Consider the following 13,191-nt stretch of genomic DNA (forward strand, 5'->3'; position numbering starts at 1 on the left):
GAAGGATCGTATCCATCAAAATTATTTCTCCATCTTTTTCAGATCGTGCCTCTTTGATGTTTGTTTGTAGGGTCTGACCCTACAAATGCGATTAATTGTCTCTCTAGTAGTTGTTTAAAATACATCCATTCAAGAATTTTGCACTGCTCAGTTAACACTTTGAGCAATTGCTAACTTTAGCCGGGCCTTTGGCTCATCTGTTGTTTTAAATTCACTGCTACAGAGTGGTGAACCCTGTAAGGAGATAATGATGGTTAACACTAAGTCTCTGCCTTTGGTGATGTTTTTAGGCCTGTTTCTCGTGGCGTGTAGCTCAACGCACACACTTGAGAATCGAGTGACTAAAGATAATTACCGTGCGGTAACTTTAGCGTCTAACGAAGTCGATGCGGCCTCTGAGCCTTATCGTGTCTGGTTTGATGACGCCTCTGATTTTTTATTTAATGCCGAAGATGGTACTACCCCTCTAAAAGTGAGTGGTGAAAGGCTGAATATTCTCGCATTGTCTGGCGGCGGCGCTAAAGGCGCGTTTGGTGCTGGCATTATTAATGGCTTGTATGAAAGCGATCAGCTGGAGGACTACACCATTGTCACTGGGATCAGTGCTGGCTCGCTCATCGCCCCTTTTGTGTTTGTGGGTGGTGAAGAGATCCCACGTCTTAAAGATGTGATGCTTGGCATCAACGATAAGATGATCTTAGGCAAGCGCAATTTTCTGAACACCCTGATTAAAGATGCCTTTACCGATGGTGAGCAGATGTTTGATTTTATCGAGCAGGTTTATCCCCCTGAGATGATCGAAAAGATTGCTGAGCAGCATAGAGCCGGTCGTCGCCTGTTTATCGGTACCACTCATTTCGATTCTGAAGAGCTGGTGGTGTGGAACCTAGGACGAATTGCAGATAGTCATTTGCCTAACAAGGCGCGTCTGATCCATCAGATTCTGGCTGCAAGCTCATCAATTCCTGGGGTTTTCCCGCCTCAGTTTATTGAAGTGGAATATGATAATCAGCGTCTAGAAGAGTTACATGTCGATGGCGGTCTGACAGTGCAGATGTTTTTTGAAGTGGTGAATATCGACTATCAAAAACTCAACAAGGCGCTTGGTTTAACGACTAAGCCACAGGTACATGTTATCCGTAACGGCATGTTGAAAATGCCCTATGAGTCTATTGAAGACAAGGGCGTTCAATTGCTGACAAGAAGCGTCTCTAGCATGACGATTCAACAGGCGAAAGGTGATCTTTATCGCATGCTCTATTTCAGTGAAATGAGTGGTTTAGATCTAACGTTTGCTTATGTTGACGATGAGTTCGATCCGCCAAAGGCCACGAAAGATATGTTCGACTTTGAGTACATGAAGGCCTTATACCAGTATGGGTATGACAAGGTGAATAACAATGAGCTCTGGTCGACAGAAGTCCCCTAGGGATAAGTCCTAGGAATGTGTTTCTTAGGTATACAACCCATAAATAATGAACTCCTTAAAAGAAGGTATTAATATGAAAAAAGCACTCTTGTCACTGACTTTGGTCGCACTGAGTACTAGCGTTTTCGCTCAGGATGTCGATCGTCGTGAAACCAAACAGCTGGCCCATGATATGGAACAGCTAGTGACAGTGACGGAAGAGGCCGAACTCTTTATCGCCATAGATGAAGAGGCTAGTTTTGAGTCCGTCAAATATAAGGGGTTCATCACTGACAAATTCAGTGAAATCTATGTCACGAGGGAGCAGGCCAAAGCGCATAAACTTGAAAAAACTCGCAAGTTTTATGTGTATGGTAAGTATGCGTTTGGTGAGAAAGATATCGTTAATCTAGAACATAAGATCGTGCAGCGTATCGAGCAGGATAAGCCACTATTTTTCTCAGTCGATCTTTATCGCAACTACCATGGTGATTCAGGCGAATTTAACTACGTCGCCCGTGTCGTAGAATATAAGTAGTCACCATTGTTTTATGAAGCCCGCCACAGTGCGGGCTTTTTTTGGCCTAAGTTTGTGGGTATCAGCCTTATGGATTTAACATTATATCTTTGGCGTTATAGCCTTGGTGCGATTAGCGTACGACCGATAGTGAATGCTATTTTGTTAACCAAGCGCCTATATCAAGCACTTATGACGCTGTGTTAACGAGTTTGACCCTAGTTCAACTATGCTCTTCACTCGTTGTGTTGTGTTGTGTTGTGTTGCCTCATCAGCGCTAACCTTTAATGCTAAATCGTCCTGAGCGATCACATCTTTATACTAATTGGTATAGCCCGTGAAGTTGCCCCACTCTCCTTGCTCTGTTTTCGCTTGCTCTGTTTGAGCTGTATCGTTTTTCATTTCTTCAGCCTTCCATCGTCAGATCTCAGCGTGTTTTCATCGCTCTGCATGTCAGGCATTTAGCTCTTTAGGCCGCTTCTCGACTAATCCATATCCCAATGGGAGACGCGCTTTGTTTCCCCAGCCTAAAAAACCGGATGTCTCTTTATCGAGAGCAATATTCGCGGTCACCAAAGGTCATAGGCACCACCAAAAAGGCTATAGGCCTCGTGGACAAGGTGACCAGGCTTTGCCTGAGGTAATGACTCGCAGGTTACAGACCTAGCCTTTACCCGCTTTGCCGTGCTGGACATTTCTTGGAAAGGAGGGGGGGCTTTAATTCGAGGCCTTGCTCATTGTGCGCCTAACTTAGAGGTGACAGGCCTTGAGTGTCACCGACTTGCCTGTTGGCGATCCCGAGTGAGTTGTTTGGCGTTAGCTGTTTTGAATTAGCCTATGGAGTAGGTGACTTAGCCCATTAGAGCCGTTACTGGCGGTCATAGGTTGCACTGCTGTGGTCAGCTTACTTCTCATCTTGGGTGATGCTGATGGTCATATGCCCAAGCTTATCGAGATTCATCAACACCGCCATCAACACAGTCATCAACATAGTCGTGGCCAAGCCTGAATTTTAGGTTTCAATCTTGATATAGCATCACAGGAGCGAGGGCCAAAAGAGCGCGTTAGGTGAGGCATGATAGAGTCAGAGAGACCTGTTTTAGCACGGTGCTATGCATTTTTAGACAATAGTGTGCGAATAGTAGGAGAGGGAAGCTGGCTCTCGAATCTCTTTTAGGGATCAGTGTAAGACGTTTGGAAACCAAGGGCATTCACAGCAGAGTGTGGGCGACTGACAGAAAAGCCAGATTGTGGATAAGCGAGGGGTTTGCAGAGGCGAACAGACGGTATTTAGGGCGCTAAGGTTGGCATTTTCCGGGCAACGACTTGTATTAAGTCGTCACCCGGTGCTGCGATTAATGATGAATAGGCTTATAGCTCGAATTCGGTATCGAGCAGCCTGATAAACCAATCAGGCAGCTTGTGCCAGTCACCATAGTTTGGTGAGGCATCGTGAATCTCTTCACCCGAATGCCAACGTATGGTGCCGTCTTCGGCTTGAGATACGTGCCAATAGAGCTGTTCCTTCTTGCCCAGCAGATAGTCTGTCAACTTGGCTGCAAAGGCTGGGCTATCGATCACCACGCCAAACTCAATATTAAGAAAGTCTGAGCGTGGGTCGAAATTTGACGAACCTATATAAGAGAGTTTGTCGTCAAATATAAATGTCTTATTGTGATAGTAAGTTGCACCATGATAGAGATGATCATCATTGATGGCGCTATCCTTAAATTCATACAGCTCTACGCCCATCTCCAATAACTGGGGGCGATATTGCTCAAAGTAGGCAGGGACGAAAGCTGAGTCGTTCGATGCCGACGAGTTGGTGATGAGAGTCACCGCCGCGTTATGTTGAGTCAGGGTCTCAATAATTTTGAACTTAGTTTGAGTCGGCAGCAAATAAGGTGTTGAGATAACGGCTTTATTTGCATTGTTTACCGGTTCTTCCATCAGGCGTTCAACCCGAGTTCTAAAATAAGGCTTATTGTCTTTTACTTTCTCTAGCGAGTCGAAGACAGGCGTTACCTTGGCATCAATAAAGCTCATGGCAGGTAGTGAGGTTAGCGAGCTAGCAATCGCCTCAACGACTTGAGTCTCTTCTGCTTGAGCATGTTCCAATGCCTGATTAAATTGGCGGTAGCTGCCAGCTTCTTTGGTCTTAATCAGCGTCGTCACTGGGGTCACCAGCTCACTGTTCCACAGCTGTTTATAGTTAGCCACAAATGGCTGAATAATATCGCCTTTAAAGACTACATCTAAGTCGAAAAAGTTAGCGTCCTGGCTGTAACCAAAATAGTCATCGCCGATATTGCGCCCGCCCAAGATCATCAACTGACCATCAACATTGAAATATTTTTCATGCAGACGATTATCCAGCTGGCCCCTATGGCGTTGAAAGTCGATGCTACGACCTAACCAACCCGCCTTACGCGAGTTGAAGTGGTTAAAGATGCGGATCTCCATCTGTTCATGATGGCCCAGTTCGGCCAGCCAAGTTTCATTGAACACCAGCAGATCATCTAAGACGATGCGAACCTTCACTCCCCTATCAGCCGCCTGCTTCAACTCGTTGAGTAGCGACAGGCCTGAGAGATCCTTATTCCAGGAAAAATAGGTGATATCGATACTGTGCTGCGCATGGCGAATCGCCTCTATGCGTCGCGCAAGCGCTTCACTTGCCTTGGGGATCAGATACACCTGTGCCTGATGAGGCTGAGACTGCCAATCAGACTCGAATGTGGGCTCCACCTCTGGGAAGGAGCTGGCGCATCCCGTGAGTACCAGGGCGCATAGTGACAGCAAAAGTGTGCTTGCTGTGCGGTATAAAGATTTTTTTCTCATTGGCTTTATAGTCCTAATTCGGCTTTTAAGGCTAACTGGCGATTTGCCAGTCAGCCTTAAGGAAGGGGAGTTAAGGCTTACTTGTCGAAATAGCTCATGATTAGACCGAGCTGCTCTAGACCCGTTAGGCGGCCTTGTCTAAGCTCTGGATCTACGCCAACATTTTGTTGGGCATCCCAGTCGGTGATCGTTGAGATCTCACCGTTTTTATTGATGTTGAGCACATTGTCAGTCGCAGTATCATATTGATAGTCGGCGAATAGCTCGTCACTAAACCAGATACGTGACATCTTGTTCATTAGTAGCGTGTCTTTAACACTTGGCTTCACCTGGCTACCGGCCAAGTTGTAAGGCTTATTAAAGATGAACGGCAGCTCTGCACCCGTACATATTTTGCCTAAGCAGCTAGTTGATCTGAACATATCGCCTGGGTGAATGGTTTCCCCTTCGTTATATACCGTCCAGCTATTGAAGCTTGGCTTATAGTCAAATTGATACAAGCTAGTGGCCGCCTGTCCGTTGTCGCTGCTCTGCTTTGCCTTAATGCGAGCAGGGCCACTGAAGAGTAAGTCGTTAGTCAGCTGACCAAACTGTGCCATGTTTGCCACAGCTCCCGAGAGGTTACTCTCCTTGTTAGGGGCGTAATCGGTTAATGCAAACAACTGGTTAGCCAACTCACCATTGCCCAGGCCAAAGAAGAATTTCACGATGGCCTCGTAGGCGCTGCCTGGCAGGATATCGCCAAGTTCTACCTGCGTGGCAACCTGCTCTGGTGTTAGCTGCATCAAACGCTGCTCCAGTTGGTCAAGGTTGTCTTGAGAAGCAAGCCAGGTTTGAATGGCCTGCGCTGATGGCTCTGTGCCCTCAGGTGCATCATTCATCTCTTTGATCAACTCAATGATTGTTGGGATCAACGAGGTTAGGCTCGGCAAAAAGCTGGTTGTTGCGCCATCGTTACTGTTAAAGCCAACCACAGTAGGTACTGTGTACTCGGTTTGCGCTGGCTGAGTAGTGAGGTGGTGGCCGCTGATTTCAGGCTTCAAGAACCCCTTAGCGCGATACTCTACGTAGGGCGCAAATGGCTTCAAATGATGCTGGGGGGTCATTTCGCTGTCTAGCTTACCAGCGAAACATAGGCCGCTGCCAACCAGATCTTCGATGTCGATACAGTCGATGCCAGACCAGGCGCCAACTGTGTGTAACAGTCCAGTGGCTTTGGCTTGAACTTGCATCAGCTGGTCCAGAGTAAGCTCTGCTAACTCGGTATCATTTTGATGCAGCGCTTCGCTATATTGTGCTAGCTTCTGGCTAAATGTTTGTGCCTGAGCATAGGATTTGTAATCAAATCCATAGGCATTACTTTGCATAATGGCGCGTTGGAAGTAGGTGCCTGCAATATTTTCTTGGGTCTGGCTTTGCTGCAAAATGCCCACAGACATAGCGCCCGCGTCCTGACCGATAAGTGTGACGTTATCTGGATCACCGCCAAATAGGTCGATGTTTTCGTTCACCCACTGCAGTGCTCGTTTCTGATCGCCTAAGCCAAAGTTACCGCCTTCTGGCATTTGGGTACCATCAAGCCAGTAGCTACCTAGAATACCGAGACGATAGTTGATGGTCACAGCAATAAAAGGTTTGCCATCGAGTGCGCCTTGGGCAACGACATTGTCAGCTTGAACCAGAGGATCGGCACCTGAACCGACTTCAAAATCACCGCCGTGAATGAAAACATAGACAGGCAGAGCATCAGATGCAGCGGTATCTTCAGGACGCCAGATGTTGAGGTTTAAGCAATCCTCTGACTGAGCCTGGATGGTGTCGCGGTTTTGCGGGCAGGCATTGCCGAACTCAGTGGCATCCGTCACTGTGTCTAGGGCATTGAGCTGACTGTGTTCAAATCGAGCGGCATTGGCATAAGGGATGCCTTTAAAGGCTTCAAGTTCAACCCGTGCGGCTTCACCTTCGATATCGTCGACGACAACAGATTCTTTCATGGCAGAAAGGTTGTGAACGCCAATTTGTACCGTGATCTGCTGCGGTGGCAGCGGCTCGACAGCTGGTACTTCTGGAACTGGCTGGTTGCCACCTGATTTATCATCATCGCCACCACAAGCGGCTAACGATAGCGAAATAAGTACGGCTAAGGCTGAGCGTGAAAACATTGTCATTTTTGACTCCAAATATCGGCATAGGATGAGCAGTGGCTCATTTGATGGGGCTATAGTAGTACGCTTTCTGACCAGACAATAATCATGTATGAAGGATTGAACCCTCTCTAAACGGATTGTGATAAGTACTAGCTGGTGAAAGGTTTACGTAGCATTGTCACTTAGCAAATTGCTGGATCTTGTGGATCACGAGCAAAGTAGATCGTTATCTTCACGAGCACGGGTAAAGTGTGGACAACAAATAAAAAAACGACTCAACCGGATAGATTGAGTCGTTGATAGTTTGTTGACTGTTTAGAAGCGGTAGCCCAGGTTGAGGGTGAAGGCGCTTCTGGTTTCGCCTTTGTTGTATAGGGCGGTAAAGTTTAAGTTTTTACCAATTTGCTTATTAAAGCCGATTAAGTAGGCCCACTTATCGATATCGACACCTACGTCGAAGGTAAACTCCTGGCCGCCTACATCTAAGCCTAAGGTGCCTTCCATATTAGGCTTGAGACCTTGATACTCGGCGCCGATGAAGACCTGAGCGCGATAGTCAAGGAACTGATAACCCAGCATAGGTTGAACGGTTATGATGCCATCGCCCCATTTGTCATTACCTTGCATACGCGTCTGACTATAACTCGCGGTGACCGAGGCAAAGAACTCTTTGTAGCCTACCGACAAGGTAGTACCCACACCGACCAAATCATATTCAAGATGCAGCGGGACGTTTAACTCACCAGGTGAGCAGATATCTACCCCTTGACTCTCGACCGCGGCACAAGCCAGCTTACCGCCGACGACGCCCAGTTTGTCTTCGAACACATCCTTCATCTTGCCTGTGTAGTGGGCATCCACAACGGCATCAACATTCACCTTGCCGATATAGCCGAACACGTTCCAGAAGGGCAAAATGTTGATGTCAGCTCGTAATGAGTAGCTTTCAGCATTCACTGTACCAATTGAGCTTTCTGGGTCGAAGAACTCATCGAGGTTAACGCCCATGATGTCAAAACTGTTGAAGCCGACATTCATATCCTGGTTGCGGTAGGCCACCGAGACGCCGAATGGTAGCGGTACATCTATGCCTTGTTGACGCACGAAGTCACCCAAGATTGGGAACATTCTATCTAGGTCCACCTTCTCTTCGCGAATGCGAGGATCAGAGACGGTTGACAGGAGATCCTGATCCATAACCATTACGCCCAGTACGTCATCATAAAAGGCGACAGGCTCGAGTTTTGCCTCGTAGTTAACTGGCTTCTTACCTTTTAGCCCCTTGGCCTTAATGTTTTTCTCCTTAATGATGATCTTGCCATTAGGCAGGGTATCGAAGGTGATGTCCTGTGCATACTCGGTCACACGATAGTCGTCATACTTAAAAGATCTACCGTTGTTAGTGATCTCCATAGTGCTGGCCTTGCCGTCGAGCACTGTCAGTTTGACCTGCATAAAACGGAAGTAGGCAATATCTTGCGGCAAACCATACTTAGAGTAGTTGAAATGAATTTCAACATGGTCTGGGGCGATCTCATTGACGACTAATGAAGACTTGTCGTAGCTCTCCATGTAGTCTTTTAAGCGATATTCCAGCTTAGTGATCTCTTCAATCTTAGTGATCACATCTTCATCGGCATCGAGCTTGTTTTGGTCATACTTGATGCGCAGATCTATGTTGCCGCGGTTGTCTGTGCTTTGTACTAAAAACACATCTGACTCATGCTTCTCGCCATCAATTTCAATTGTGCGTTTAACGTGCTCAACTTGCTGGTCGTCATAGCTTAGTGAGCTTAGGCCCAGTTTCAGCAGCTCATCGGTAATGCCGTAACGCTCAAGCACAGATTCTTCTGCACTTTTTACTGCAGCTGGTGCTCCTTGCAGTGCATCGTCACCTGCATAGGCTAAGTTGCCAAAAGATAAGGCTAGCGCCAAAGGAATCGCTTTAAGCATGGCTACTTTACCCGAAGTCATTTTGATAGTGCGAAATTGAAGCTTTTGCATGTAGGTTACCCTTTTCGTTTGCCTAGTCTTTGTTTACTGGCCGAATCCTGAATCTGGATTCACTGTTTATTGTTGAAGTGTTGCGAAACTGACAGACATCTGGTTTAAAGCGGTCATGCGGTTTCGATTTCTTCATTCGATGAGGGTATTTTATGAGCAGATGTGACAATTAAGTAATCGCCTATGAAGGATGAAACCCTTCAATCGCATTAGGATAAAAAACTAACGGTAACTTATCTATTGTATTGTTTTAAAATAGATTTTATTACCTGTCGAGTTCTTGTTGTGTAAATGAGGGGCGATGTTTGACTCTGTGTGGGGGGGTAAATTGACCTATTGTGAGTTATTTTTTTTGTTAAAAGTGAAAAAATATTTTGGGTTTTAGCTTGAATAAGGCTGCAACCCAAAATAGAAAATAGATTTACAGTGGTCTAAGCCGAGTTGGCGGCATTTTACACTGGCTCAGCCTTAAACAAGCGGATGTAAAAGCGTGCCACAGTCAAGGAAAGCAACATGATGATCAGCATTAACAGTGGTGTGATGATCTCGTATTGGGGCGTGCCATGTAGCGCATTCATGGTCATGATCAGTAGCATGTTACCGCCCAGGATTCGAATGACAGCATCGGATGGCTTATTGAAAACGGTGAAAATCAATAGCGTATTCAAGCTATAGAAGGCCACAAGCTGCCACAATTCAGTGATGTTGGTTAACACTAAACAATACTCGACCAGAAACAGTGCGCCCCAGCCGAGACACGCCAACTTGGCCTGCCTTACTAGACTTACAGGCATATGTACACTGGCGTTAGCCAAGGCAGCGCCCAAAAGCGGAAAAATGGGCCCCCCCGGTATGGCAAAGTAGATCCATAGGCCGAAGCAGGTTAACGAGCTGGCAACGGCGGTGATGGCGTTAGTGAAACGATGTCGTAGCAACCTACGCTTTGCTCCTACTCCAGCGACTGCTCTTGCTTCTGCGGCATCAATCTTAGCATCGACTTTAGCATCAAGCTTGCTATCGCGCTTCGTCCAATGCTGAATCAATTCAGCGTCTTTGGATTGTTCATTGGTGATGGTCGCGTTAAGTAGCCTGAGCTCATGACCTAGTTGGGTGAGGCCATTGTCGAGATCGTTAGGATCCATCTCATGCTGTATCCCTTTAGCGAGCTTCAGTAGGTGCGCCTGTATGCCATCGCAAGCCAGAGCAACGCTTTGCCATTTGGCCTTTTCATAGCGCAATCGGTAGGTGCTGGCCAAAGGAAGTGCTAGTAGTTCCATGAGCTTATCGATATGTTGCTGATTGGCAAAGAGATCAGATTTAGCATCTAGTGTGTGCTTCTCCGTCTTCGCTTCAACCAGAGCTTTTCTGGCTAAGGTAAACTGTTTAGTTACTATCTTAAGGGTATCGAAAAACAGTGACTCTGTTGTGACAGGCCATATAAAGCGATAGACAGCAGAGTACACAACCACACCTAGCATGGTTTCTTGAATTCTTAAGATCGCAATATCAAATGAGGCGGTACCATTGGTGCCGCCAAGCATGGCGATAATAGCAAAGGCTGTAAATGCCATGGTGAAGGCATAACCGTTGCGCTTGTGGCCGCTAAAGAAGACACACACGCCTAAAAATAGGTGAAAACATGCAATGAACATCACGCGGTCCTGGCTAAACAGACTGATCAGCACGAGTGCAAAGAGGATACCCGTGACGGTTCCCGCTATGCGCAGCTTGCCTTGCAATATGCCGTGACCGAAGGATTCATTGGCTGAGATCGCTATCACTGTGATGGCGGCCCAATAGGGTTTGTCCCATTGAAAAAATAGCGCCAATGCGATGGTGAGCCCGACAGCGAGTGAGATCTTAATCGCTTCTTTTAATGATGAACTGAGCATGTGAGTCTCACTTTAGTGCTTCAGAATTTTAACCGATGCCGTCATGCCTATTCTTAGTTGCATATCTTCAGGCAGATGATCGAGTTTAATTTTTACTGGAATACGTTGAGCCAGACGTATCCATTGAAAGCTAGGATTAACATTGGGTAGCAGAGAGTTTCCTGTGCTGCCGTCAGATTTGGCAATACCATAACCAATACTTTGAACTTGACCCTTAAGCATTGCATGGTCGCGCATCATTAGGGTGACCTGTGCCTTATCTTGGACATCGACATCCATAAGATCCGTTTCTTTGAAGAAGCCTTCAATCCAAAAACTCGAGGCGTCGATCAAGGCAACCACCGGATTGTTGGCAATCACTTGAGAGCCGACTCGGTAGTTGAGGTTAGTGATATAACCGTCCGTCGGGGCAGTGACCTTAGTGTACTGCAGGTTTAATCTGGCTTCCTCGACCTGTGCTTTGGCCATCAATAGGTTAGCCTCTGCCGTATCAATGGCATTTTGCAGGTTATTAAGGGTTAATTCTGATTGCGCACCTGGTGTTAGTTTTTCAAGGTTTACCGCGCGATGGGCCTCGTTGTTTGCTTTATCCACTAGTGTAGCCGCCTGTTTTTCGTTGGCGATCGCCTTATTCAGGCTGGCTTGGTAAATGCTTGGATCGATTTCAAACAAGAGATCACCGCGTTTAACTTGTGAGTTGTCTTCGATCTGCATATTGATGATCTGGCCAGTGACTCTTGGCGTGATTTGAATAACATGGGCACGCACCTGACCATCTCTGGTCCAAGGGTTTTCAAGGTAAGTCTGGTACTGGCTGTATAGGGTCGCAATGGCCGCTATAGCGATTATCGCCGTGATAAAATATTTTCTTAACATCTTGTTACCTAATTAGAAAATTGAAATAAACTGACTAATCACACCAACGAAGATGATGGTGATAGAGAGCTCTGCTATAGCTGGTACAGCAATATACTTGTGCCAGCCAAGTCGGGTTCCGATCGTGGTAACCACGGCCGCGAGGAAGTAAGCCAGTATTCCAACAAGCAATAAGGGTGGGAAATAGACATCACCTAATGCTATTTCATGGGGCATGATGTTCATCTGTGTTTAACCTTATGTATGTGAAAATGGCGCATGTCGAGGTTTGATGGCACCGAATCTTTGATAGGGTTGCCATGTTAGTGGCTTGGCAAATAAAGTCACAATCACATATGACGGATCAAACCCATCAAAACAGATAAACAAACACTTGGGGATATGTTAGCTTAGGGCTTCAACATATCCATTTTGGATGGCTAGTGAATTCGTGATGTATGTAAGATTTTTCAGGGAGTGGAATAATGAACTTTAGCTTAGAACAACTTCTTGCTTTTGTTACTGTTTATGATCTTAAGTCTTTCAGTAAAGCAGCCGTTAAGCTAGATAAGCATCGCACGACGATTGGTCAGGTGATCACTAACTTAGAAGATCAGTTGGCTATCACCTTGTTTGAGCGTATTGGGCGCTCCGTTGAGCCTACTCAAGATGCCGATTTACTCTATCACTACGCTAAGCAAGCCATAGAACAAACCCGTACCTTCGATCGTGTCGCGTTAAGCCTGTCTTATGGCACGTTAGAATCGGTGACCATTGCTTACCCGAGTTTTATTCCCCAGCATGTGCTCACTGTGATACGCATGGCGCTAATAGAAGAGTTTCCCTATATGAGGGTTAATTTATTGGTGCGTTCGAAAGCCGACATTAAGAAGGGGATTCAAGACGGCTCTATTCATTTTGGCCTAGTCAATGTGTTCGAAAGCAAGGTGATAAGTAGTATCGATTCGGTGTTGATGCGCAGTATCGCCTTTGTGCCCTTTACCAGCGAAAATAGTGAGCTGGCGCGGATGCCGTCGAATGAAACCTACACGGCAATGAAGTCGACCCGCCAATTTGTACTCAAGTCTATGCTTGACGATGATATGGCAAGTAGGGTGATCCTTTCGTCTCATTATGAAGTGGTGGACCAGCAGACACTTATTGTTAGGATGGTACAAGAGGGATTGGGCTGGGCATTGCTGCCACGAACCATTGTCCAATCTGAATATTATTCAGACGATATTGTCGAGATTGAGCTCGATCAGCTTAAAGAAGCCGTTCATGTCCCCGTGTCACTCTGGTGTCAGCATTCAAAGCAGGTGATGATCGTTAAGAAAGTCATTTACAAGAGTATTATGGATTACCTTAAGGTGCTCGATTCACCAAGTTAACAATACATTGGTTGGCCTCTGCAACGTCAGGGGCCTATCCTTATACCTTACTTTTCTAAATTAATTCAAGTCCTTACCTATTCTTCTGGCATGGCTTAAGTCATGTTTCGGCTTTTATGAAGGGTTTCATCCTTCA

Annotated in this window: 9 protein-coding genes; 3 read left to right on the forward strand and 6 right to left on the reverse strand. The window is 46.3% G+C overall.

Translation table 11 applies throughout. The features are described 5' to 3' along the window. The first annotated feature begins 247 nt into the window (after positions 1-247). Positions 248-1,429 (forward strand): patatin-like phospholipase family protein, encoded by a 1,182-nt coding sequence (locus K0I62_RS01370; protein ID WP_258405060.1) that lies wholly within the window; start codon positions 248-250, stop codon positions 1,427-1,429. A 73-nt stretch (positions 1,430-1,502) separates the two neighbouring features. Beyond that, the gene (locus tag K0I62_RS01375) at positions 1,503-1,946 is read left to right on the forward strand and encodes a hypothetical protein (protein WP_220069783.1); all 444 of its coding nucleotides are present in this window, start codon (positions 1,503-1,505) and stop codon (positions 1,944-1,946) included. Positions 1,947-3,296: 1,350 nt separating this feature from the next. Here the strand turns inward: K0I62_RS01375 and K0I62_RS01380 are convergent. The 6 genes from K0I62_RS01380 to K0I62_RS01405 all read right to left on the reverse strand — a co-directional run bounded on the left by K0I62_RS01380 (position 3,297) and on the right by K0I62_RS01405 (position 11,910). Next, positions 3,297-4,766 (reverse strand): phospholipase D family protein, encoded by a 1,470-nt coding sequence (locus K0I62_RS01380; protein WP_220069784.1) that lies wholly within the window; start codon positions 4,764-4,766, stop codon positions 3,297-3,299. A 77-nt stretch (positions 4,767-4,843) separates the two neighbouring features. After that, positions 4,844-6,934, reverse strand: a complete 2,091-nt coding sequence (locus K0I62_RS01385) for a carboxylesterase family protein (RefSeq protein ID WP_220069785.1) — start codon at positions 6,932-6,934, stop codon at positions 4,844-4,846. A gap of 294 nt (positions 6,935-7,228) precedes the next feature. Next, positions 7,229-8,917 carry a hypothetical protein gene (locus K0I62_RS01390; protein WP_220069786.1) on the reverse strand — a complete coding sequence of 563 codons (1,689 nt, stop codon included), beginning with the start codon at positions 8,915-8,917 and terminating at the stop codon, positions 7,229-7,231. Between the two features lie 452 nt (positions 8,918-9,369). Continuing rightward, the gene (locus K0I62_RS01395; RefSeq protein ID WP_220069787.1) at positions 9,370-10,809 is read right to left on the reverse strand and encodes an FUSC family protein; all 1,440 of its coding nucleotides are present in this window, start codon (positions 10,807-10,809) and stop codon (positions 9,370-9,372) included. Between the two features lie 12 nt (positions 10,810-10,821). Further along, a complete protein-coding gene (locus tag K0I62_RS01400) occupies positions 10,822-11,685 on the reverse strand; it encodes an efflux RND transporter periplasmic adaptor subunit (protein ID WP_220069788.1) in 864 nt (287 codons plus the stop codon). A gap of 12 nt (positions 11,686-11,697) precedes the next feature. Next, entirely contained in the window at positions 11,698-11,910 is a 213-nt protein-coding gene (locus tag K0I62_RS01405) for a DUF1656 domain-containing protein (protein WP_220069789.1), read from the reverse strand. A gap of 239 nt (positions 11,911-12,149) precedes the next feature. On the opposite strand from K0I62_RS01405, the gene K0I62_RS01410 reads away from it, so the two are divergent. Continuing rightward, on the forward strand, positions 12,150-13,055 hold the full coding sequence (locus tag K0I62_RS01410; RefSeq protein ID WP_220069790.1) for a LysR family transcriptional regulator: 906 nt from the start codon (positions 12,150-12,152) through the stop codon (positions 13,053-13,055). Positions 13,056-13,191: the final 136 nt, after the last annotated feature.

It is taken from the genome of Shewanella psychrotolerans, assembly GCF_019457595.1.
Classification (GTDB): Bacteria; Pseudomonadota; Gammaproteobacteria; order Enterobacterales; family Shewanellaceae; genus Shewanella; species Shewanella psychrotolerans.